General features: G+C 34.3%; 24 protein-coding genes. 12 read left to right on the forward strand and 12 right to left on the reverse strand.

The window, feature by feature from the left end; genetic code table 11:
* Nucleotides 1-2: 2 nt before the first annotated feature.
* From RQM59_RS06545 to RQM59_RS06580, 9 genes are all read right to left on the reverse strand, one after another.
* Nucleotides 3-830, reverse strand: a complete 828-nt coding sequence (locus RQM59_RS06545) for an SPFH domain-containing protein (protein WP_349241283.1) — start codon at nt 828-830, stop codon at nt 3-5.
* Nucleotides 831-931: 101 nt separating this feature from the next.
* Nucleotides 932-1066, reverse strand: a complete 135-nt coding sequence (locus RQM59_RS06550; protein WP_349241284.1) for a hypothetical protein — start codon at nt 1064-1066, stop codon at nt 932-934.
* A gap of 78 nt (nt 1067-1144) precedes the next feature.
* On the reverse strand, nt 1145-1420 hold the full coding sequence (gene yidD / locus RQM59_RS14425) for a membrane protein insertion efficiency factor YidD (protein WP_432208133.1): 276 nt from the start codon (nt 1418-1420) through the stop codon (nt 1145-1147).
* The gene (locus tag RQM59_RS06555) at nt 1421-1633 is read right to left on the reverse strand and encodes a hypothetical protein (RefSeq protein ID WP_349241285.1); all 213 of its coding nucleotides are present in this window, start codon (nt 1631-1633) and stop codon (nt 1421-1423) included.
* Between the two features lie 10 nt (nt 1634-1643).
* The gene (locus RQM59_RS06560; RefSeq protein ID WP_349241286.1) at nt 1644-1934 is read right to left on the reverse strand and encodes a WYL domain-containing protein; all 291 of its coding nucleotides are present in this window, start codon (nt 1932-1934) and stop codon (nt 1644-1646) included.
* A gap of 25 nt (nt 1935-1959) precedes the next feature.
* Nucleotides 1960-2277, reverse strand: coding sequence for a GIY-YIG nuclease family protein (locus RQM59_RS06565; RefSeq protein WP_349241287.1), 318 nt, complete (start codon nt 2275-2277; stop codon nt 1960-1962).
* A 98-nt stretch (nt 2278-2375) separates the two neighbouring features.
* Nucleotides 2376-3041 (reverse strand): response regulator, encoded by a 666-nt coding sequence (locus RQM59_RS06570; protein WP_349241288.1) that lies wholly within the window; start codon nt 3039-3041, stop codon nt 2376-2378.
* Nucleotide 3042: 1 nt separating this feature from the next.
* On the reverse strand, nt 3043-4683 hold the full coding sequence (locus RQM59_RS06575) for a tetratricopeptide repeat-containing sensor histidine kinase (protein ID WP_349241289.1): 1641 nt from the start codon (nt 4681-4683) through the stop codon (nt 3043-3045).
* 34 nt (nt 4684-4717) lie between these two features.
* Entirely contained in the window at nt 4718-4894 is a 177-nt protein-coding gene (locus tag RQM59_RS06580; protein WP_349241290.1) for a hypothetical protein, read from the reverse strand.
* 362 nt (nt 4895-5256) lie between these two features.
* Here RQM59_RS06580 and RQM59_RS06585 point away from each other — a divergent pair, with 362 nt between their 5' ends.
* Together RQM59_RS06585 and RQM59_RS06590 are read left to right on the forward strand one after the other, a co-directional pair.
* Nucleotides 5257-6099 carry a hypothetical protein gene (locus tag RQM59_RS06585; protein WP_349241291.1) on the forward strand — a complete coding sequence of 281 codons (843 nt, stop codon included), beginning with the start codon at nt 5257-5259 and terminating at the stop codon, nt 6097-6099.
* Nucleotides 6100-6186: 87 nt separating this feature from the next.
* Nucleotides 6187-7302: an amidohydrolase family protein gene (locus RQM59_RS06590; protein ID WP_349241292.1), complete on the forward strand. Its 1116-nt coding sequence runs from the start codon at nt 6187-6189 to the stop codon at nt 7300-7302.
* A 17-nt stretch (nt 7303-7319) separates the two neighbouring features.
* Here RQM59_RS06590 and RQM59_RS06595 read toward each other — a convergent pair whose 3' ends face one another.
* Nucleotides 7320-7544, reverse strand: a complete 225-nt coding sequence (locus tag RQM59_RS06595; protein ID WP_349241293.1) for a DUF8828 family protein — start codon at nt 7542-7544, stop codon at nt 7320-7322.
* Entirely contained in the window at nt 7531-8919 is a 1389-nt protein-coding gene (locus tag RQM59_RS06600; RefSeq protein WP_349241464.1) for an MATE family efflux transporter, read from the reverse strand. The genes RQM59_RS06595 and RQM59_RS06600 overlap by 14 nt, the downstream gene beginning before the upstream one ends.
* 107 nt (nt 8920-9026) lie before the next feature.
* Between RQM59_RS06600 and tpx the strand changes: the two genes are divergently transcribed.
* The 6 genes from tpx to ribB are packed head-to-tail and all read left to right on the forward strand — an operon-like array spanning nt 9027 to nt 15635.
* On the forward strand, nt 9027-9527 hold the full coding sequence (tpx, locus tag RQM59_RS06605) for a thiol peroxidase (protein WP_349241294.1): 501 nt from the start codon (nt 9027-9029) through the stop codon (nt 9525-9527).
* The gene (locus RQM59_RS06610) at nt 9528-9908 is read left to right on the forward strand and encodes a diacylglycerol kinase family protein (RefSeq protein ID WP_349241295.1); all 381 of its coding nucleotides are present in this window, start codon (nt 9528-9530) and stop codon (nt 9906-9908) included.
* A gap of 38 nt (nt 9909-9946) precedes the next feature.
* Nucleotides 9947-12376, forward strand: coding sequence for an FtsK/SpoIIIE family DNA translocase (locus tag RQM59_RS06615; protein WP_349241296.1), 2430 nt, complete (start codon nt 9947-9949; stop codon nt 12374-12376).
* A gap of 1 nt (nt 12377) precedes the next feature.
* Entirely contained in the window at nt 12378-13031 is a 654-nt protein-coding gene (gene lolA1, locus RQM59_RS06620; RefSeq protein WP_349241297.1) for an outer membrane lipoprotein periplasmic chaperone LolA1, read from the forward strand.
* Nucleotides 13032-13043: 12 nt separating this feature from the next.
* The gene (locus tag RQM59_RS06625) at nt 13044-14483 is read left to right on the forward strand and encodes an LptF/LptG family permease (RefSeq protein ID WP_349241298.1); all 1440 of its coding nucleotides are present in this window, start codon (nt 13044-13046) and stop codon (nt 14481-14483) included.
* Nucleotides 14484-14486: 3 nt separating this feature from the next.
* Nucleotides 14487-15635: a 3,4-dihydroxy-2-butanone-4-phosphate synthase gene (gene ribB, locus RQM59_RS06630; protein WP_349241299.1), complete on the forward strand. Its 1149-nt coding sequence runs from the start codon at nt 14487-14489 to the stop codon at nt 15633-15635.
* On the opposite strand, the gene pepE is transcribed toward ribB, so the two are convergent.
* Nucleotides 15632-16333 carry a dipeptidase PepE gene (pepE, locus tag RQM59_RS06635; protein WP_349241300.1) on the reverse strand — a complete coding sequence of 234 codons (702 nt, stop codon included), beginning with the start codon at nt 16331-16333 and terminating at the stop codon, nt 15632-15634. The genes ribB and pepE overlap by 4 nt on opposite strands.
* Before the next feature lie 173 nt (nt 16334-16506).
* On the opposite strand from pepE, the gene RQM59_RS06640 reads away from it, so the two are divergent.
* From RQM59_RS06640 to RQM59_RS06655, 4 genes are all read left to right on the forward strand, one after another.
* Nucleotides 16507-17340, forward strand: coding sequence for a carboxypeptidase-like regulatory domain-containing protein (locus RQM59_RS06640; protein WP_349241301.1), 834 nt, complete (start codon nt 16507-16509; stop codon nt 17338-17340).
* Entirely contained in the window at nt 17327-17824 is a 498-nt protein-coding gene (locus RQM59_RS06645) for a DUF6702 family protein (protein ID WP_349241302.1), read from the forward strand. Before RQM59_RS06640 ends, RQM59_RS06645 begins: the two co-directional genes overlap by 14 nt.
* Nucleotides 17825-17894: 70 nt before the next feature.
* Nucleotides 17895-20123 (forward strand): M1 family metallopeptidase, encoded by a 2229-nt coding sequence (locus RQM59_RS06650; RefSeq protein WP_349241303.1) that lies wholly within the window; start codon nt 17895-17897, stop codon nt 20121-20123.
* 164 nt (nt 20124-20287) lie between these two features.
* Nucleotides 20288-22411 (forward strand): M1 family metallopeptidase, encoded by a 2124-nt coding sequence (locus RQM59_RS06655; protein WP_349241304.1) that lies wholly within the window; start codon nt 20288-20290, stop codon nt 22409-22411.
* Nucleotides 22412-22448: the final 37 nt, after the last annotated feature.

A 22448-nucleotide genomic window follows, 5' to 3' on the forward strand; every position in this document is an offset into this window, starting at 1 on the left:
AATTATCCTAAATCATAAGTTCCTTTGAAATCTGAAGGCAAAAAGACCTTAGCACTTGGGGTATCGGAGATTGTTTTCATCCCATCTATATATTTTTGAGCAAGAATAATCTGAGTTGCAGATTCTATAGTAACCTTTTCGATCAATTGAGCTAGATATATTTTCTCTCCTTCTGCTATAATTTTCAATGATTCTGCATGCCCTTTAGCTTTAATCATCATTGCCTCTGCTCTGGCATTTGCTTTAGTTACTTCTGCTTGTGCTGTACCTTCAGCTTCAGCTATCAAAGCAATTTTCTTGCGTTCAGCGGCCATCTCCTGCATCATTGCTTCGGCAGTTTCATCTGAATAGGTAATTTCTTGAATCTCTACACGAGTAAATTCAACTCCCCATTTCAAAGCAACTTCGGCAAGATCTAATGCAATTCTTTCATTAATGTTTTGTCTTTCAGATAAAACTTGATTCAATCGAAGTTTTCCAATATTTGTTCTTAGTGCATTTAACGCAACATCTGCAATGGATTTTGGTAAGATGTCCACATCATAAACTGCTTTTACTGGGTTTATGATTCTCCAATAAACCGACGCATTTGCATCTATAGTAACATTATCCTGCGTTTGGCATTGTCTTGGAGGAGTATCAGTTTGTTGTTCTGACATTTCAATATAGCAACGCTCCTTATTTGCAACTCTATTCCAACCTTCTACATATTTAAAACCTTCAATGAAAGGAATTTTAAGGCGTAATCCTTCTCGTTGCACCCGAGCATGCTTTCCAAATCTTTTGATAAGTAAAACGTGATTTTGCGGAACAGTATATATAAAGCCCATAGTCTATTGGTTTTAAATTATTTACTCAAACCTAACACCATTTAAAAACAAAACCTTACGGATATCCGTAAGGTTTTGTTTTTAGTATCATGATATTTTAATCATTTTGGAGGCTTCCTTCTATGTGGTTTTACTGGAACTGTTTTAGGCCCTGGCTTTGGTTTATTAGGATTTGGTCTTGGAGTCGGAGAAGGTTTCGATCTTCTGTGCGGTTTTACTGGTACACTTTTTGCCATAATATTTATTTTATAATTAGTACAATAAACTATCTTTCTCCTATAATGAAACCCTATGGATTCCCAAAGAATTACTTTCTATTCTAAAAGAAAAGGTGATATATCTTTTTCCTTAAATATTTTGTGGGTTTTAGTTATCAAAATTTTTTCTTTTCCAACATCAATTATATTGTATTTAGAATTGCAATTTTTAATTCTAAATCTTAAAGCTTTCATTCCTAACAATAGTCCTTCTCTTTTCGTAATATCATAAACATACTGAGAACATGATTTTTTAAAAAGGCATCTTCGCCGCTTAACTTTAGGAATGAGCAACCAATAAACTCTAATTGATATTAACAGAAAAACTTTCATTTAGCTTTCTTTTTGAAAAATGACGAAACCTACATGAATTATTGTATCTGGTTTCGCTCCAATTCCAAAACAACCAATATTTCCAGGTTTTAGCTTATCTGAGTATTGATGATTTACATATTTAAAACCATCAACGGCATTAGTATTTATAATGCTTTGTAATTCTTTTGATACCTCTTTTGCTCTATAAAAAGGGACTACTTTGTATTTCATATTTGTTATTTTAAATTTCACAATAAATACGAGACATTCCTTTATCACTTCGTTTATATCCATCTCTTATATTAAAGAAGTGATTTGTCAACATTTCAATATTTACTGCTTTTCCTAAGTCATACATTTTCCATCCATAATTTCCTGAGCTACTATAGCCATCAATTTGGTAAGCTCTTAGCCCTTGATTTCCTGCTGTAGTGATTCCATAACAATGAGGTTCTACAATTCTCAATTCCCCATCATAATAAAATTGAATTACTTTTTTCTGAAAGATTGCTTCGCAAATTAATTTAATCATAACTTTTATTTTAATTCAAAGCTTATTAATTGTTTTGTTCATTACAAGGAAAATTGTATTTGCAAAGAATATCTTTTTCAATTTTTTCTCTTTCGCTTTCTGATGAAGATTTATGAATGGCTATATGAGTAGCTCCATTTTCTTCAAAACAATCTTCTTTATGATGATTATCAAATCTTGTAGATAGATCATTAGTAATCCCCAAGTATATTCGGGTATGCTTGTTATTTTTTATTTTGGTAATGTAATAAACTCCGCCGACAGAGTTAAAATTTGTTCCTTTCGCATGAATGATAAACTCATATGATTTACCAGAACACCCTTCTAATGTAATTGTTGCCATAATTTTAAGTTTTATAATTAATATTACCTCAAAACTAATCCCAATAAAAAAGCTTTCCTTACGGAAAGCCATATTGTACTAGAAAAAGTAAAATAAAGTTAAATTAGCTTTTGATCCTTAAAGATAGACACCAAGTGGGTTGCGTTATTAGCTAAAAATTCATCTTTTAAACGGTTTAGTCTTTTTTCAACAGAACTCACACTACTAGGCGATATACTCTGAGATTTAAAATGATGACTAATCTGTGTCTGAGACATTCCAGAAGAAAGTAGTTTTACTAGTGCTATATCGTAATCTGTTATTTCATGATCTTCTTTTTGCTGTAAAGCACGTGCTACCTTCTGTGATAAAAAGGTTGCTCCCTCAAATACAATTTTTAAGGCCTTCAACAACTCTTTGTTTCCTTCTCTACCCTTCCATACATACCCATCAGCGCTACAATCATTCATTAAGGATCGTACTTTCTGAAAATGATCTTCTTGAGAATAGACAATAATAGAAAGGTTTGGATAATCCGTCTTTAATTTTTTTACCAAAGCCTCCCCCGAAGCAATAGCACATTCTCTGTGGTCTTTTTTAAATTCTAGGTCTGTGATGACCAAATCAAAAGGTATGTGATCGAGAGCTGCTCTTTTTATTTTTAAATAGGCATCATCACAGTACAAAGCTGTATGTACATCGGTGATTCCTATTTTGGAAAGGTTACTGGAAACACCGTCATTGATCATAGCATGATCATCGACAATCAATACTTTTCTAAACATATTACACAATTATTTTTGCTTGAAAACCTTTATTGACTTCCGACTCAAAAGTAATAGTCCCTCCGGCAAGTTCCATACGGTTTTCCGTATTTCGCAATCCGTTTCCATAGTTCAATTCGCAACCAACTCCATTATCCACATAGGTAACTAAAACAACATTCTTTCTAACGTCAAACTGAAGTGTCACTAAATTTGCTCTGCTATGTTTTTTCATATTGGTCATTAACTCCTGAATAACCCGATACAACGTCTCTTTTTTTAAGTCAGCAATAGTATCCCAGGGCATTTCCGAAATGTTTCTTGTAAATATTTTTACATCGGTTGTTTTATATGTAGCAATCAAATCCTTTAAGAGTATATCAAAATTCTTAGAGACATCCAATGCTGCGTTGGCTTTCGAAATATCTCTAGTCTTTAAATAAACTTCTTCTAAACTATCAATCAGTTCTTTTTTGGTTGTTGGATCATTCTGCAATTGGGACATCATAGAAAAGATATCATTAGCCACTTCATCATGTAGTTTTTTAGAGATGTGTCGTTCTGTATTGAATTGAGTTTTTAGTTTTTCTTTTTTATGTCTCGCTCGCAACGCAAAAAATAATAAGATAGAAATTAATACTACCGCTCCTCCGATAACTTGGTATAATATTTTCTTTGACTTTTCTTCCGACATATTACTTTCAGCAATTAACCTTCTTTTCTGTTCCCTTTTAAAATTATATCTAGCAGATGTATATAGAGTTTTGTTAAATTGACTCAGCTTATTCTTCTCTTTCAATACCTCGGCGTACTCTTTTAGGTAACTGGTATCTCCTAAATCTATTAAGTAGTTTAAAACACCTTCTTTGTATGGTAAATTTTTAAGTTTCTTTGCTATATTATATCCTTCTTTAGCATACAATAAAGCATTTTTTGTTTCTCCCTGGCTTTTGTAATATTCGATAAGATGAGCGTAACTATTATATAAATCACTGTCGTTAATTTTTTCTCGTATCCTAAGAGCTGTTTTCATGTCCGATACGCCTGAAACCTGACCTAACATTGCTCTAGCATATCCCAAGTTATCTAAACTCCTGCTAATTAAAACACTATCATTAGTTTCTAAACTTAGTCCATACGACCTCTTGAGTTCTATAATTGATTTTTCGTACTCTTTTAAATAATTATATGCAACACCTACATTATTATATGCAGTAGCACTATCTTTTTTATTTGTTACCAATTCTAAAGTTTGGGAATAATAATCGAGTGATTCTTCGTACTGCTTCAATGTTCGTTTAAGGATTCCTAAATGGTTTAACAACGGTGCTTTTAATAAAAGATTATAACCTTGAGAAGGAAGACTATCAAGTAATATTAAACCTTCTATTGCAGATGCTTCGCTTGCATAATAAACTCCTAAAAACTGTTCTATTCTACTTAAATAGATCAAATCGTAAACTGCTCTTGACTTATTGTTTATAAGATTTTTTTCCTTATCATTTTCTATATATAGAAAAGCTTTTGTTAAGTTGGGTAAGTCTTTAGATGTTTTGACTAAATCAACATAGTAATGGAGGCTATCTATTTTCTGTTGTGAAAATATACTATACTGCCAAAAAAGTAAAGTACAAAAAAAGAGGGACGTTTTTTTCAATTTCATCCCTCTAAAGTACTAACTAATTCTTAAACGAGAATTAACCTCCCTCTCCTGTTGGTGGCGGAGGTGGTGGTGGATCAATAGGTCCTTCTCCACAGCATCCTTGTGTTTCTGTTTCAATTAGTAATTCGTCTAGGTCATCATTTTGTGTACATGATGCCATCATTCCCATAATGAGGAAAGCCGTAAAGACTTTCAGAAAAATTTTCTTCATTTTATATAATTTTAGAATAGGTAGTCCCTGTTCGAGATTTTCTCGAATAAAATTTTCTATCAGGGAACACCTGAAAATTTCGAAGAGGATCTCTTCTATGGGAAATGAGGAATCCGATTACACATCTGTAAAGCATTTCCCGGATCTTAACCGGATCTGCAAACAGATTCCTGAAGTAGAATGCTCGTGATGCTTATATGTTTTTAAATGCTATCTAGAACAATTCTGAAGCAAAGAAATGATGAAAGTCATTGAGATGTAGGAAATGAAATGGAATGATTTTGGAAACTTAGTTGAAAGCGGTTTTCCAATTTTTTTCCAAAAAATTTCCTTCTTGAAAAAGTGATACTAAAACCAAGAAAATGCATAAACATTTAATCCTATTGGCTTATAAAAAAGCCAGAAAAGAAAGAAGAAAAATTGGAGATAATCAACCTTCAACAAGAAAGTTAGCTAAAGACATCGCTTCAGAAATTGATTATAATATTGGTGAACGAAGCCTTCGAGACTATTATAATGAAGCGAGAGAAAAAGAAATTACTAATGAAGATATTAATATTAGTCAGATTACAATAGTAAATAGTTTAAGTAGATATTTAAATTATAAGGACTATGAAGAGTTTTTAATCAATTATAATATTGAACAAAAAAAGAAGAAAGATGAAGATAAACCTCCTGTAATTATCATAACACATTCTGAGGAAAAAGAAGCAAAAAGTAATGCATCTAAAAATAGCGAAGATTATAATAAAAACAAGAATTATGATAGTCGTGGAGTTTCGCCTCCTTTCAGGCCTATTGGTAAAACCACTATAAATAAAAAGGTAATCATCATCATAAATACAGTAATTGTGCTTACTGTTGGCACTTTTATATTGAACAATATTTTATCTAAGAATAGCGAACGCTGGATGCTCTGGCAAGAAGATCATTATACTGAGGTTAAGTTTGACATTACAAGATATTTAAATAATGATATAGAACCATATGATAAAATCAAGTTTAGTTCATTTAAAAAAATAACGACTCTTGATTGTGATGTACGATATTTCAATGAAAAAGGAGAATCTATTACCTGGTACTGGAAACGAGGAAAAAATGACTTAGATGTTTTTACAGCTCCCGGTAAACATCCCATAAATGGCATACCACTTAAACCCATGACCAGATATATGGTTAGAACGCATATTTGCACGAACTATTAAATAACAGAAATCTACATTTCAGATTGCGGAAAAGTACATGATTTAACCTAAAGGTATTGCTACCTTTTGAGTCTAAATCCGTGCCCTATGTCTACAAATGAGCAACCCAATCTAGAATATAAAATTCACAATATCCATTGTCATATATTTACTATTAAGTACTTACCTAAAAAGTTTATTGGTTGGTACTTTCCTACTACCCTAGTAAAAAAGAAATGGGTTGCCAACTTATTAATGCGCCTTGTAAAAAAATTAGCGCCTCGTATTGCTGGTTTTGTATATAGTGCTTTTAAAAAAGATCAAAAGGATATTTTCAATGAATTACGAGGGTACTATCCAGAGAATACAAAGTTCTGTCCGCTGACGGTAGATTTCGATTATATGAATGCTGGTAAAGCTCAGTACAATTTTTTACAGCAATTAGAGGACGTTGCCGATCTTAAACGTTATTATGAAAATAAGAATTTTGATGTTTTTTTACCTTTTATATGTGTAGATCCAAGAAGGGATGGTATTTTAGAATTGGTAAAAAAGTATATTGAAGAAGAAAAGTTTACTGGGATCAAGTTGTATCCTGCACTAGGTTTTTTCCCTGATGATTATCGATTAGATGAGGTGTACGCTTATGCGGAAGCTAATCACATTCCCATTACAACACATTGTATTCCGAAAAACAAAAACCACTTCAGATACAAACCTACTAAAGAAATGGTGAACAAAGCCAAAGAGCGGTTTTCTGAATTTTATGATACGAAAGATTCTAGAAGTAGTTATGATTTTGCAAAATATCTAAATCATCCTAAAAACTATGAGTACATACTAAAGAAGTTCCCCAAGCTGAAAATAAATTTGGCACATTTTGGAGGAAATGAAGAATGGGATAAGTATTTAGATGTTTCGGACGAAAACTTTAAAAAAGATCGCAACTGGTATTCTATCATTCGGAAAATGATGCTCACATATGACAATGTATATGCCGATATTTCTTTTACCGTCTATGATGCCCGTCTTTACCCAGTGCTTCGCAATGTTTTAAAAACACCAAAAGCAAAAGAGCGTGTATTATTCGGATCCGATTTCTATATGTTACAAAAAGATTATAGCGAACGAAGATTTGGAATGGATGTAAGAGGCTATATCGATGATGATGAGTTCTGGTTGATGGCAGAAACCAATCCTAAACGGTTTTTATTTAATGAGTAGTATTGCATTATAAAGTACTATTCATATTTAGCCATTTCTCCATCGTAGAACTGACTGGCTTCTTCAATGAGATTTGAAACTTCGCTAGCAATATCATCCTCCCGTTCGCCAGAAAGGTCCTCAAACCATTCTATTTCGTCATCTTTTAGGTTTATTAAAAAACGTGGGAATTCAGTATGTAATATAAAAATATCTTCCGGGTGATTACTGTTATCTGCTAACAAATATTTAGGTAAGTTCATGTTCTTTTGTTCTGATGAGTTTTAAAGTTAGATAATTAAATCGAATATACAATAAGATTGCAGCGGTAGTCAATCCAGCTAATAAACCAAGCCAAATTCCAAAACTTCCATACATATCCTCTTTTCCTAAAAAATAACTAATAGGAAACCCTACTGCCCAATAGGCAACAAAGGTAATTAGTGTCGGAATCTTTACATCTTGTAATCCCCTTAATGCGCCTAGAACAATAACTTGAATGCTATCACTGATCTGGAAAATAGCTGCGGCAAATAATAACTTCGCTGCTATACTAATTACCTCCATATTATCAGCGTAATTTATGGTATCGTTCATATCTACATAGATTGTTGGTAGCTGCTTATGAAATAAAAAGAATATTGTTCCAAAAAATGTTGCTAATAATGTACCCAATAAAAATATGGAAACAGCGATTCTGCGCAATTCTCGAAACTTCATCAACCCTTTCTGATTTCCAACACGCACCATTGCTGCAACGCTCAATCCCATAGCTACCATAAAGGTCATAGACGAAAGGTTCAATGCAATTTGGTTCGCTGCTTGCGGATTCTTTCCTAACAAACCACTAAGCCAAATAGCCGCTGTAAAAATGGCCACTTCAAAAAACATTTGCATGGCACTTGGCATCCCAAGTCCTAGAATTTTTTTCAACATTAATGTATCTAGCACAAATATTTTGATATTGGTTACCAATTTTCTAGTTCGTTCTCTTTTAGCCAATAACCACCATAGATAGCCCACCATAATTATACGTGAAGCTAAGGTTCCATAGGCTGCCCCTACAATACCTAATTCTGGGAAACCAAAATGACCGAAAATCAATACATAATTCAAACCAACATTGACCAAATTAGCTATAATAGTAGCATACATTGGATATTTGGTAATGGACATACCATCACTAAACTGTTTTAGTGCCTGAAAAACAATTAACGGAATCAGCGAAAAGGCAACCAGATCTAAATAAGGTATTGCCAACTGCACTACTTCATCGGGTTGATTCATTAAATGCATCAATGGTTTGGCAAAAAACACCATCAGAAACAATGAAACTCCCAATACTGTGCATAAAAACAGTCCATGCTTGAATGTTGATTTTGCCTGATCAAAATTATTAGAAGAGTCGGCTTCCGCAATCAGTGGAGTTATAGCCGTTGAAAAACCAATACCTAAAGACATGGCAATGAACATAAAACTGTTTCCTAACGAAACAGCTGCTAGCTCTGCTGTTCCTAATTGACCTACCATAATATTATCAACAAAACTGACAAAAGTGTGCCCCAACATTCCCAACATTACGGGTGCTGCCAACTTCCAATTGTACTTAAATTCTGATGTGTATCTAGCTAATCTCAATTTCAATCCGAGGTAATAATCATGCGAAGATATTCATAATAATTAACAAATTGTAGTAATTATTATTCGCCAAAAAAATGTACTTTTGAGAATACAAAAATCACATTATGGCTAACATTACTTTAAAAGGAAATGCTATACAAACTTTAGGAAATATACCAGCCGTTGGTACTACTGCTCCTGACTTTTCTATGGTGGCACCCGATCTATCAAAAAAAAATTTATCAGATTATAAAGGCTCTAAATTGGTGTTGAACATTTTCCCTAGTATTGATACAGGAACTTGTGCAACGTCTGTTAGAGTTTTCAACAAATCAGCAGCAAGTTTAGAGAATACAAAAGTGGTTTGTGTTTCTAGAGATCTTCCGTTTGCACAAGCACGTTTTTGTGGTGCTGAAGGGATAGATAATGTTGAAATGCTATCAGATTTCGCCAATGGAAGTTTTGGCCAAGATTATGAATTAGAGATTAGCAATGGTCCTTTAGCAAACTTGCACTCTAGAGTTGTGATTGTTTTGGACGAAAATGGAACAATACTCTATTCAGAGCAAGTACCAGAAATTGTAGACGAACCTAATTACGAAAATGCCTTAAAAGCTTTGCAGTAAATGAAAAACCCAAAGGATGGCTTTATAAAGGGACGTCTTCGTAGCATTCGTTTTGCACTGCGTGGCATGTTTTTATTAATGAAAACAGAAGATAGTATTAAAGTACAATTGTTTGTAGCTACTTTAGTTACAGGTGCTGGATTCTATTTTGAGATTTCGGCTGTAGAATGGATGTTTCAGATTGTCGTTATAGGATTAGTATTAGTTGCAGAATCGTTAAATACCGCCATCGAAAAAGTCTCCGACTTTGTGCATCCAGATTACCACAAGAAAATTGGTTTCATTAAAGATATTTCTGCTGGAGCTGCTAGTTTTGCTGCCGTTATTTCATTAATTGTGGCTGGTTTTATTTACCTGCCAAAGATTGCACTACTTTTCTAAGTAAATACCTATATTTACTATCTGTAATTTATTTGTTAATGGCTAAGAAAACCAAAGCTTCTACTAAAAAAAAGAATACTGCATTTCGCACCATTGGTGCGTTTTTTAAGAGTAGACAGACACAAACTATTATCGGTGTCTTCTTTATTCTATTTTCCATTTTTCTGTTTGTCGCCTTTGTTTCCTTCTTTTTTACCTGGCAAGATGATCATAGTATCATTAGTCAGTTTACAGACAGAAACATTAGGAGTAAAAACTGGTTGGGAAAAATAGGTGCAACCCTAAGTCATTATGCCATTTATGAAGGCTTTGGAGTAGGTGCATTTTTAATGCCTTACCTCCTATTTATTTCTGGATTGTTCTGGATGTTTAGGACCAAGCTTTCGAAAGTTGTAATCTCATGGAATTGGGGATTGGTCAGTATGCTCTGGATTTCTTTGGCATTTGGTTTCGTAACGAAAAAGTATACTGTTTTATCTGGTGTTATTGGCTATGAGCTAAACGACTATTTAGAAACTTTTACCGGTACTCCGGGCTTAGCTATTATTCTTATTTTCTTTTTTATTGCCTATGTAGTCATTCGCTTCAAGGTAACGCCTGAAGCTATTATTAATAAGATAAGAGCTCGTAAAAAAGAAAGCACTGTAACGGAAGAAGTGTTATCGGAAGAAAACTTATCGCATGAAGAAGAAACGATTACCGTTGAATTTGACGACTCTAAAATAGAAGAAAAAGAAGAACCTTCTGAAAAGAAATCAGATTTTGAGCTATCTGTAGAAAACTTGCAACCTACGATTCAAAACCATTCTGAGGTAGACGGTACGGAAGTTATAGAAGAGGTTGTGGAAGAGCCTAAACCAAAAAGTGAACCCGAATTAGAAGTTGAAATTGATGTTGAGGAAGTAGCTGAGGAGAAACATGTTTCTGAAAACTTATCAGATAAATTAGTGAAAGATTTTGGTGAATTTGATCCAAAATTAGAATTGGGGAATTATAAATTTCCAACGTTTAACCTCTTAAAGCAATATAACGAGAGTATTTCTGTCGATCCTGAAGAACTTGAGTTAAACAAAAATAAAATTGTTGATACGCTTAAGAACTATAAAATTGGGATTGCTCAAATAAAAGCTACTGTTGGACCTACCATTACCTTATATGAAATTGTTCCAGATGCAGGTATCAGGATTTCAAAAATTAAAAACCTTGAAGACGATATCGCTTTATCATTAGCAGCATTAGGAATACGAATCATTGCTCCTATCCCTGGAAAGGGAACTATTGGTATTGAAGTGCCAAACAAAAAGGCAACAATCGTATCCATGCATTCTGTAATCTCATCCAAGAAGTTTCAAGAATCAACAATGGAATTACCTATAGCCTTAGGAAAAACCATTTCTAATGAAACCTTTATTGTAGATCTTGCTAAGATGCCGCACCTACTAATGGCTGGAGCCACTGGTCAAGGGAAGTCCGTTGGGTTAAACGCAGTGCTGACTTCTCTATTATATAGAAAACATCCTGCAGAAGTGAAATTCGTGCTGGTTGACCCGAAAAAAGTGGAATTGACACTATTTAATAAGATAGAACGTCATTATTTGGCAAAATTACCGGATACCGAAGATGCTATTATCACAGATACAACCAAAGTTGTAAATACCTTGAACTCTTTGTGTATTGAGATGGATACACGTTATGACTTGTTGAAAACTGCCATGGTAAGAAACATCAAAGAGTATAACGTAAAATTTAAAGCTAGAAAATTAAACCCAGAGAATGGACATCGATTCCTTCCCTATATCGTGTTGGTTATAGATGAATTTGCCGATTTAATTATGACAGCTGGTAAAGAGGTAGAAACTCCAATAGCACGACTTGCACAATTAGCAAGGGCCATCGGAATACATTTAATTGTAGCAACACAGCGTCCTTCTGTTAATGTCATTACAGGTATTATTAAAGCAAACTTCCCTTCTCGAATTGCTTTTAGAGTAACTTCAAAAATCGATTCCAGAACTATATTAGATGCTCCAGGAGCAGATCAACTTATAGGTCGTGGTGATATGCTATACTCTGGTGGTAATGATATAACCAGAATTCAATGCGCGTTTGTAGATACTCCTGAAGTAGAAAAAATCACAGATTTTATTGGATCTCAAAGAGCATATCCTGAGGCATATCAACTGCCAGAATATGTTGGTGAAGAGGGTGGCACAAATCTTGATATTGACATTGCAGATAGAGATAAACTGTTTAAAGAGGCAGCTGAAATTATTGTTACAGCGCAGCAAGGATCAGCATCTTTATTGCAACGAAAATTAAAATTAGGGTATAACAGAGCAGGTAGATTAATAGACCAATTAGAGGCAGCTGGTGTTGTCGGTCCTTTTGAAGGAAGTAAAGCAAGACAAGTATTAGTTCCAGATTTTGTTGCTCTAGAACAATTATTAGAAAATGAGAAAAATGGATAGCATGAAGAACGTCTTAATGGGAATAGCATTGTTAGTATGTTTTGTTGGGTTTTCACAAGATGATCAAAAAGCAAAAGATTTACTAGATGCAGTATCGGAAAAAATGGGGAGCTATGACAATATGTATATAGAATTTAGCTCTAATCTTGTAAATGAAGAAGCAGGTATCAGCGAAAATGATGAACCTCCAATTCTAGGAAAGATTACGCTTCAAAAAGAAAAATACAATTTAGATTATTTAGGTAACAAGTTCATCTTTGATGGTAAAAAATTATATGTGATCAATACGGAAGATAAAGAGGTTACTACAAATGATGGAGATATGGATGAAGGTGATGGATTCATTTACCCATCTAAATTATTAACATTTTATAAAGAAGGTTACAATTTTTCTTGGGGTACTTTAGCCACAGAGAAAGGTCGGAAAATTCAATATGTAAAATTAATACCTATTGATAGTGCTTCAGAAATAAAAGAAGTACAATTAGGGATTGATAATAAGACCAATCACATTTATAAACTGATTCAAATCGGTGCAAATGGATCAAAAACGACGTTTAAAATAAATGCTTTTAAGAGTAATCAAGAATTGTCTAAAAAGATGTTTGTTTTTGATAAAGAGAAGTATTTAGAATTAGATTACATTATTGATTAGTTTTATTTTAGAATGAAAATTTTAGACAAGTATTTAGTAAAGTCCTTTTTAGTTCCTTTTTTTGCTACCTTTTTCATTATACTTTTTGTCTTAGTAATGCAAGCCCTATGGCTCGCCTTTGATGATATTGCGGGAAAAGGAATCAGTATCTACTTCATCTTAAAATTCTTATACTATACTTGCTTAATTGTATCACCTCAAGCATTACCTATTGCTGTTCTCCTCTCCTCTATCATGGTAATGGGGAACTTAGCAGAGCGTTATGAGTTTGCTGCGGCAAAGTCGGCTTCTATATCATTAATGAGGCTTATAAGACCTCTCATCATTCTAACATTCTCTTTAAGTGCATTAAATTTCATTCTTTATAATAATATATTTCCCTATGCCGTTTTAAAGCAAAAGAATTTGCTCATTAATATTAGAAAGAAGAAGCCTGCTCTAGCCTTAATACCGGGAAGTTTTAATTCAGATATTCCAGACTATCAGATAAAATTTGATGAAAAATATGGCGAAAATGAAGATCTTCTAAAAAATGTAATGATCTATGACCTCACGTCAAGAAAGGGGAATCAAAAGGTTATTACTGCTGAAAATGGAAAAATTATTTCCGAAGATGGAAGTAAATATATGACCATGGTATTGTATAACGGAAAGTATTACGAGAATCACGTAAATAAAAAAACCAAGTACGGAGTTGTGGATAAAATGCCTGCATCGAGTGCTATTTTTGATGAGTACACCATTAACATAGATATATCTTCACTAACCGAGGGAGATCTAGAAATTGAGAGTTTAAAGAGAAGTTATAATATGCTTACTCTAAAACAATTAAAAGATACGCTGCCTAATATGAAAATAGGTTTTGACGAATTTATGCGGATTCGTGCCAAGAATATTTACGAAAATGTTGAGGGAGCCAAATTAGGTGAGATTGACACTATTCAGAGGCCAGATCTTGCTCCTGAAGTACTTGACAACTTCAACTTGCAACAAAAAATTCACGTACTAAGTACTGCCATTTCAAAAGCAGGACGTTCTGTCAATAATCTGAAAGCAAATAAACCCGCGTTAAAGAACAAGAGAAAATTCTTAAATCTGTACGATTTAGAATATCACAATAGGATTGCATTATCTCTTGCCTGTCTTATCTTGTTTTTCATTGGCGCTCCGTTAGGCTCCATCATTAGAAAAGGAGGTTTCGGATTACCTATGATATTAGCGATCAGTATTTATGTTATTTACTTCTTCTCCAACACTTTTTCGAGGAATTTGGCAGAAGAAAGTAGTGTTACTGTCCAATTAGGTTCTTGGATTTCTGCCATTATTATGGCACCTATTGGATTTTTATTAATGAGAAGAGCATCAAAAGGTATGGGAATATTTAATATTGATGTATTTTTGCAACCAATTACGAAACTATTTAAACGATTTTCGTCAAAAAAGGCGTCATAGCATATGGGCTCAAAGCAAATTTTAGAAGAGAAGATTCATTTACACACAATATCTGAAGCAATTGAAGATATTAAAGATGGTAAGGTCATTATTGTAGTAGATGATGAGAATAGAGAGAACGAAGGAGATTTTGTAGCTGCTGCAGAAATGGTAACACCAGAAATGGTTAATTTTATGGCTACCCATGGACGTGGACTGATTTGTGCACCCTTAACCGAAAAAAGGTGTAAGGAGTTAGAATTAGGAATGATGGTGAGTAATAATACTGATCCTATGGAAACGGCTTTTACCATATCTGTAGATCTTAAAGGAAAAGGAGTTACCACGGGGATTTCTGCTTCAGATAGAGCAAAAACCATTAAGGCACTTATTGATGAAGACACGAAACCATTTGATTTGGCTAGACCGGGTCATATCTTTCCGCTCAAAGCTAAAGAAGGTGGTGTACTTAGAAGAACAGGGCATACAGAAGCGGCCATAGATTTTGCACGATTGGCTGGATTACAACCAGCAGGTGTGATTGTTGAGATCATGAATGAAGATGGTACTATGGCAAGGTTACCACAGCTATTAGAGGTCGCGAAGAAATTCGATATTAAAATAGTTTCTATAGAAGACCTTGTGGCCTATAGAATGGAGCATGATTCTTTGATCGAAAAGAGAGAAGATTTCAATATCAAAACACGATTTGGAGAATTCAGATTACGCGCCTATCAACAAACCACCAATAACCAAATTCATTTTGCGTTAACCAAAGGCGAATGGTCTCTTGACGACCCTATTCTTACGCGAGTTAATTCGACACAAGTTAATAATGATATTCTTGGAACCTTAACCAATGATGCTGATAAAAAGTTAGATCAAATGTTCAAATTGATCAATCAAGAAGGTAAGGGAGCCATTTTATTTATAAATCAGCAGAGTGAAGCGCTCAACCTACTTAATAGGTTACGTTTATTAAAAGAGAATCAGACAAAAGGAATATTGAAAGCTCCAAAAATCTCAATGGACAACAAAGATTTTGGGATTGGTGCGCAAATTCTGCATGATATTCATATCAGCAAACTTAGATTGGTAACGAACACGCAGCAGACCAAGCGTGTTGGAATGATCGGTTACGGCCTGGAGATTGTTGACTACGTTTCCTACTAAAGATTAATTACACTTTCTGAATCTAGCTCTTTCGCTTCTTTTCCCGGTTGAAAAAGACGCGCTGAAAGATTTCCTTTTAAGGTAATTGTATCTCCCATCACTTCAAGCCAACTCCCTTCGCGAAGCCCTAATACCGGCGTATTATTAAAAACATGATACTCCTTGATCCTAGTTTCTCGAGTTTCTCCCATATGTTTCGATGTTGGATCTGGGTCTAAATAGTGTGCATTAATATTGAATGGAATAAAACCCAGTGTTGTAAAACTTGGAGGGTATACAATGGGCATATCATTCGTGTTCATCATAGTAACACCACAGATATTACTTCCAGCACTTGTTCCAAGGTATAGTGTTCCTGTCAGCACCGCTTTGCTTAATGATTCAAGTATATTGTTCTTATACAATTGATTGACCAATTCAAAAGTATTTCCTCCACCAGTAAAAATGCCTTCTGCATTTGCTATGGCTTCTTGAGCGTCGTTGTATTCATGAATTCCAGATACCTGTATTCCAATAGTTTCGAATCCTTTTGATGCTATAGCCGTATACGCATCATATGATATTCCTCCGGGCCTAGCATATGGAATAAATAAGATCGTTTTAACTCCTTCGAAAAACGAAGTAAGTCTCGGTAAAATATATTCTAAATATCCACTATTGTGAACGGTAGATGTGCTTGCTATGATCAGTTTCTTCATAAACGTTTTTCTAATTGATTATAATCAGTTGCTAAATTACTAAACTTATTCTCAGTTAAATTAGATGCTTTATGAAATAATTTTAACATAAGATTACGCTAGTCTTCACAAATATATAAGAGTTTTTTATCTAGGGTTTACTACCTTAGTAATCCGAATCAACCCAAAAATTAGTGAAAAAAAAACTACACAGTCTTGTTATTTTATTCTTACTATCTTCTGCCCTATATTCCCAGAAAAAGAAGGTGTTTATTTATGGAAAGGTACTAGATTCTGTATCCCTTATAAAAAATGCGAATATCTTGAATCTAAGCACAAATAAAGGAACTTCTTCTAATGATCAAGGAGAGTTTAGAATGTATGTTTCGCTCGGTGATTCGTTAAGAATTTCATCCGTTCAGCATGAAACGGCAATTTCAATTATAACAAAATACAATATAGAGAGTAAACATTTTGCCATCCGTCTTAAAAGAAAAACCTACATTTTGGATGAGATTGTTCTAAAGAAACATAACCTTATAGGATCTTTAACCTCAGACACAAAACAAACACCTGAAAACAAAAAAGAGACTGCTTTAAAGAATACCATGGATTTTTCAAAAGTCGATATGACCGCTCCGGTAGCTGATGATCATATTGACAAAAATGTACGGCCACATACGGTACAGACAGATCCTAACCAAGCCTTTGGTATGGGTGCTGGCACCAAATTTGTGATGCCATTCAAATATTCTGAAAGACTCTGGGCACTTCGCAGACAAGTGAGCTATCAGAAAAAGTTTCCTGAATTATTGTTGGAAGAATTCGGAGCTTCCTTTTTCTATGTAGACTTAAAAATTCCAAGAGAAAAATATCATCATTTTTTGGAATTCTGTAATCCATTAGGAATAGAGAAGTTATATTTACAGCAGAAAAAACTAGACGTCATTAAAATATTAAAACGGGAAAGCATAGCTTACCATAAAATTCTAAAAGAAAGTAAAGAAACACCTAATGAGGAAAAATAAGTATATCCTATTATTATTCTTAATTCCACTATTCGCTTTTAATGCACATAAATATTACTTGAGTCTGACTCAGATAGAATATAAAAGTGATACTGAGTCTATTCAGATTATCTTAAATATTTTTATCGATGATATGGAAACTGCTTTAAATGATATTCACAATATAGATCTACAACTTGATACTAAAAAAGAGTTAAAAGAAAGTGACACTTACTTTAAAGAATACCTGAAAAAGAACTTACACTTAAAAACTAAAAGTAAAGAACTTACATTCAATTATTTAGGAAAAGAGTATGAAGGAGATAATATTTTTTTCTATCTTGAAATTGAAGGGGTTAAAAGTCTTGAGAGCCTAGAAATTTCTTCAAGCATTTTAATAGAACACTTCCCAAAACAACAAAATCTAATTAAGGCTAAAGCCAACGGAGTCAATAGAAGCAAGCTATTGACCAAAAAAAATGATAAAGCTTTGTTAAAATTTTAACATTTCATTAAGTATATAGACTCTAATTAGTACTTTAACGCACATTTTAAAAAATCCAAACAATTATAACATGAAGAAAATAACTTCTTTTTTATTTTCATTGCTCTTTGTGAGTGCTGCTGTCTTTGCACAGGAAGCTCCGAAAAAGCGTGAAGGTGGTCATACAGACACCAACAAATTTAGGCAGATGAAAGATGTGCTGCCAACACCTAACAGTCAAAGAACTGCATCAGGTGCACCTGGTAATGAGTATACGCAACAAAAGGTAGACTATGTAATGAACATTCGTTTAGACGAAGCAACCAATCGTATATACGGTAATGAAGACATTACATATCATAACAATTCTAAAGATCACTTAGAATATCTATGGGTTCAATTGGATCAAAACATGAGAGCTCCAGATTCTAAAACACCTTTAGCGCGTTCTCAAGGTGCTAGTGCATTTGTGTCAACTAAAAACTTTGCTGGAAGATACATGCAAGATAAGCCAGGGTTTGGTTTCCAAATCGAAGCGGTTAAAAATTCAAATGGTAGTCCTTTATCTCATATGATAAATAGAACCATGATGAGAATCAACTTACCGAAGCCATTAGCTCCGGGAGCAACATTCAAATTTAGTATTAAGTGGAATTATTTAGTAAATAACTCTGTAGAAGATGGTGGTCGTTCTGGTTTTGAATCATTTCCTGATGGAAATAACAATTATACAATTGCACAATTCTTTCCAAGGTTAGCGGTATATGATAATGTAGAAGGGTGGCAAAATATGCAATTCTGGGGACGTAGTGAGTGGGCTTTAGAGTTTGGTGATTATGATGTAAAGATCACAGTTCCTGCAGATCATATACTGGATGCTACAGGTGATCTACAAAATGCTAAAAAAGTATTGACTAGAAAACAAATGAAGCGCTATCAACAAGCTGCTAAATCTTTTAAAGACCCTGTTTTTATTGTAACGCAGGAAGAAGCTGAAATAGCTGAAAAAGGACGTTCTACTAAGACAAAGACGTGGCACTTTAATGCTAAGAATGTACGGGATTTTGCATGGGCATCTTCAAGAAAATATATCTGGGATGCAATGGGTGTAAATATTAATGGGAGAACGGTAATGGCCGTTTCATTATATCCTAAAGAAGGAAACCCATTATGGGAAGAGCACTCGACAAGAGTTGTAGCAAATACATTAGAAGAGTATTCTAAATTGACATTCGACTATCCATATAGCAAAGCAATCTCTGTACATGCTAAGAATCAAGGAATGGAATATCCGATGATTTGTTTCAACTATGGTCGTCCAAATGCTGATGGAACATACTCGGAAAGAACAAAAAGAGGAATGATTGGTGTAATTACGCACGAGGTTGGACACAACTTCTTTCCTATGATTGTAAATTCTGATGAGCGTCAGTGGACATGGATGGACGAAGGTTTAAATTCATTTGTAGAAACATTAGCTGAGCTAGACTACGATCCTAATTTCTTCACTGGAAACTTACCAAAAGATATCGTAAGATATATGGGCGGAAGTCAAAGTAACTTATCTCCTATCATGTCACAAGGAGATTATGTAAAACAGTTTGGCCCTAATGCTTATACAAAACCTGCTGCAGGGTTATATATGCTACGTCAGACCATTATGGGTCCTGAATTATTTGATTATGCATTTAGAACATACTCTCAGAGATGGATGTTTAAACACCCAACACCAGCAGATTTCTTTAGATCAATGGAAGATGCTTCTGCGATGGATCTTGACTGGTTTTGGAGAGGATGGTTCTATACAACAGATTACAGCGATATAGGAATAAAAGAAGTAAAGTCTTTATACCTTACAGATAAGCCAAACGAGAGAACTAAAAAGTTAATGGAACAGTATCCTGCTTATTTTAAAAGACAAGGTCCGATGATCTTTATGACAGATAAGAAGGAAGATGCTGTAAATCCAAAGAACTTAACAGACTATTTAAGTTCTTTATCTGAAGTGGACAGAAAAAGCTTAAAAGAAGCTCCTAGCTATATGTATGAAGTAACTTTTGAGAAACCAGGAGGATTAGTTATGCCAATCATTGTTGAATTAACATATGCTGATGGTACCAAAGAAAAGCAAACCTTCCCAGCACAAATCTGGATGAGAAATGATAAGCAGGTTAAACGTGTATTTGCTTCGAATAAAGAGATCACCAAGATCACTGTTGATCCTGATTTAGAGACTGCAGATGTAGATACTAAGAACAACTCTTGGCCAAAGAAAGAAAAAGCGAAGTTCGATAAGTTCAAAGAAAAAGTAAAAGGGTAAACACTCTTTTATAGTATAAATAAAAAGCGTCTATTAGTGTATTCTAATGGACGCTTTTCCATTTTAAACAACGAAATAAATTTTGTTAATTTTCACTATTTCCTTAACATTCTTAATCATTATTCCTAATTTAACGCTCGTTAAAAAAATCAAATCATTACAACATGAAGAAATTAACTCCTCTTGTTCTTTCGTTTCTATTTGTTTCGATAAGTGTTTTTGCACAAAATACTCCAAAGAAAACTCAGGAAGGGCATATAAATCAAAACAAGTTCAGACAACTTAAAGATGTTCTGGCCACACCAAATAGTCAGCGTTTGGCTTCTGGAGCACCAGGGCCAAAATATACACAACAGAAAGTCGATTATGAAATGGACATCGTCTTAGATGATGACAAAAGAAGAATTACAGGGAATGAGACCATTACCTATCATAATAATTCTGAAGATCATCTTTCTTATTTATGGGTCCAATTAGATCAAAACAGACGTGCTGCTGACTCAAAAACACCAGACATTACCCCTAGAAACGTCCCAAAGACGATTTCGAAAAGGTTTTATAGCAGGGCCTTCCCTGACGGAAAATTCGATGGTGGTTTTAAAATTACAGGAGTTACCTACATGGATGGAAGCGATTTATCACATACTGTAAATCAAACCATGATGCGCATTAATTTACCAAAAGCTTTGGCTCCTGGAGAAGAATTCAAATTCAAAATTAGCTGGTGGTATAATATTAACAATCACAGAACTCAGGGTGGTCGCTCGGGATATGAGCACTTTGAGAAAGATGGAAATAACAATTATGTAATCGCTCAATTTTATCCAAGACTGTGTGTATATGATAATGTTGAAGGTTGGCAGAATGACCAATTTTGGGGCCGAAGTGAATGGGCTTTAGAATTTGGCGATTTTAAAGTAAATATAACAGTCCCTGCAGATCACGTATTAGGTGCTACAGGTGTTCTGTTAAACGAAAAAGAAGTGCTTACTAGAAAGCAGAGACAACGATTAGCTTTAGCAAGAAAGACCTTCGATAATCCAGTGATCATTCATACTCAGGAGGAGGCTATAAAAGCAGAACAAAAACGCTCTAATAAAACAAAGACATGGAAATTTTCTGCAGAGAATGTTAGAGACTATGCGTTTGCAACTTCAAGAAAATTTATCTGGGACGGAATGGCCGTAGATATTAACGGAAAAAATGTGATGGCGTACTCTTTATATTCTAAAGAAGCCAATCCGCTCTATGGAGATCACTCTACTAGAGCCGTTGCGCAAACATTAAAAACGTATTCTAGATATACCTTTGATTACCCATACCACAAAGCTATTTCAGTTGATGGTCAGATGGGAATGGAATATCCGCAAATATGTTTCAATCCAGGGAGACCAAATCCGGATGGAACCTATTCGGATAGAACAAAATACAGAATGATCAAAGTGACTATCCATGAAGTTGGACATAACTATTTCCCAATGATCGTAAATTCTGATGAGCGTCAATGGACATGGATGGATGAAGGTTTAAATTCTTATATGGAGATGTTAGCTGAGTTAGATTATGACCCGAACTTCCCTATCACAAGAGGATATCCAAAGAATATTGTCAAGTACATGAGTGGAGATCAATCCAGAATTGCTCCAATCATGTCAAAAGGAGACAATGTGTATAGTTTTGGGAACAATGCCTATGGAAAACCAGCTACAGGTCTATGGATGTTAAGACAAACGATTATGGGCCCAGAGTTATTTGATCATGCTTTTAAAGAGTATGCAAAAAGATGGAAGTTTAAGCACCCTACACCTGCTGATTTCTTTAGGACTATGGAAGACGCTTCTGCAATGGATTTAGATTGGTTTTGGAGAGGGTGGTTTTACACTACTGATGTAACGGATATTGGAATTAAAGGAGTGAAAAAATTTACGACTAAGGATTCAGGAAATCGAGTAGAGTTTGTTGAAGATACAACAGAGGGCTTAGGCTTTTCTGAAAAACACGATACCTATCTTTATGAAATTACATACGACAAGCCTGGTGGATTAGTAATGCCTATTATCGTTGAGTTTACATATCAAGACGGTACGAAAGAAAGAAAAACCTACCCAGCTCAGATTTGGAGGTTTAACGACAAGCAAGTGACGAAAGTATTTAGCTCCTCGAAACAAATTAAAAACATTCAAATTGACCCAGATTTAGAAACGGCAGATGTAGATACAAAGAACAACTCTTGGCCGAAGAAAGAAAAGACAAAGTTTGATAAGTTTAAAAACAAAGTAAAAGGATAAACGCCTCATACCACTATAAAAAAGCCTCGAATGATCG

Origin of the sequence: Asprobacillus argus, from assembly GCF_032248395.1 — a bacterium.
GTDB classification, from domain to species: domain Bacteria; phylum Bacteroidota; class Bacteroidia; order Flavobacteriales; family Flavobacteriaceae; genus Polaribacter; species Polaribacter argus.

What these genes read in the sequence shown, in the direction of transcription:
- ribB (WP_349241299.1), top strand. Translation starts at nt 14,487, where the DNA reads ATGGGCTCAAAGCAAATTTTAGAAGAGAAGATTCATTTACACACAATA.
- tpx (WP_349241294.1), top strand. Translation starts at nt 9,027, where the DNA reads ATGGCTAACATTACTTTAAAAGGAAATGCTATACAAACTTTAGGAAAT.
- RQM59_RS06580 (WP_349241290.1), bottom strand. Translation starts at nt 4,894, where the DNA reads ATGAAGAAAATTTTTCTGAAAGTCTTTACGGCTTTCCTCATTATGGGA.
- RQM59_RS06555 (WP_349241285.1), bottom strand. Translation starts at nt 1,633, where the DNA reads ATGAAATACAAAGTAGTCCCTTTTTATAGAGCAAAAGAGGTATCAAAA.
- RQM59_RS06550 (WP_349241284.1), bottom strand. Translation starts at nt 1,066, where the DNA reads ATGGCAAAAAGTGTACCAGTAAAACCGCACAGAAGATCGAAACCTTCT.
- RQM59_RS06545 (WP_349241283.1), bottom strand. Translation starts at nt 830, where the DNA reads ATGGGCTTTATATATACTGTTCCGCAAAATCACGTTTTACTTATCAAA.
- RQM59_RS06645 (WP_349241302.1), top strand. Translation starts at nt 17,327, where the DNA reads ATGAGGAAAAATAAGTATATCCTATTATTATTCTTAATTCCACTATTC.
- lolA1 (WP_349241297.1), top strand. Translation starts at nt 12,378, where the DNA reads ATGAAGAACGTCTTAATGGGAATAGCATTGTTAGTATGTTTTGTTGGG.
- RQM59_RS06625 (WP_349241298.1), top strand. Translation starts at nt 13,044, where the DNA reads ATGAAAATTTTAGACAAGTATTTAGTAAAGTCCTTTTTAGTTCCTTTT.
- RQM59_RS06575 (WP_349241289.1), bottom strand. Translation starts at nt 4,683, where the DNA reads ATGAAATTGAAAAAAACGTCCCTCTTTTTTTGTACTTTACTTTTTTGG.
- RQM59_RS06585 (WP_349241291.1), top strand. Translation starts at nt 5,257, where the DNA reads ATGCATAAACATTTAATCCTATTGGCTTATAAAAAAGCCAGAAAAGAA.
- RQM59_RS06560 (WP_349241286.1), bottom strand. Translation starts at nt 1,934, where the DNA reads ATGATTAAATTAATTTGCGAAGCAATCTTTCAGAAAAAAGTAATTCAA.
- RQM59_RS06590 (WP_349241292.1), top strand. Translation starts at nt 6,187, where the DNA reads ATGTCTACAAATGAGCAACCCAATCTAGAATATAAAATTCACAATATC.
- RQM59_RS06655 (WP_349241304.1), top strand. Translation starts at nt 20,288, where the DNA reads ATGAAGAAATTAACTCCTCTTGTTCTTTCGTTTCTATTTGTTTCGATA.
- RQM59_RS06615 (WP_349241296.1), top strand. Translation starts at nt 9,947, where the DNA reads ATGGCTAAGAAAACCAAAGCTTCTACTAAAAAAAAGAATACTGCATTT.
- RQM59_RS06570 (WP_349241288.1), bottom strand. Translation starts at nt 3,041, where the DNA reads ATGTTTAGAAAAGTATTGATTGTCGATGATCATGCTATGATCAATGAC.
- pepE (WP_349241300.1), bottom strand. Translation starts at nt 16,333, where the DNA reads ATGAAGAAACTGATCATAGCAAGCACATCTACCGTTCACAATAGTGGA.
- yidD (WP_432208133.1), bottom strand. Translation starts at nt 1,420, where the DNA reads ATGAAAGTTTTTCTGTTAATATCAATTAGAGTTTATTGGTTGCTCATT.
- RQM59_RS06565 (WP_349241287.1), bottom strand. Translation starts at nt 2,277, where the DNA reads ATGGCAACAATTACATTAGAAGGGTGTTCTGGTAAATCATATGAGTTT.
- RQM59_RS06595 (WP_349241293.1), bottom strand. Translation starts at nt 7,544, where the DNA reads ATGAACTTACCTAAATATTTGTTAGCAGATAACAGTAATCACCCGGAA.
- RQM59_RS06650 (WP_349241303.1), top strand. Translation starts at nt 17,895, where the DNA reads ATGAAGAAAATAACTTCTTTTTTATTTTCATTGCTCTTTGTGAGTGCT.
- RQM59_RS06610 (WP_349241295.1), top strand. Translation starts at nt 9,528, where the DNA reads ATGAAAAACCCAAAGGATGGCTTTATAAAGGGACGTCTTCGTAGCATT.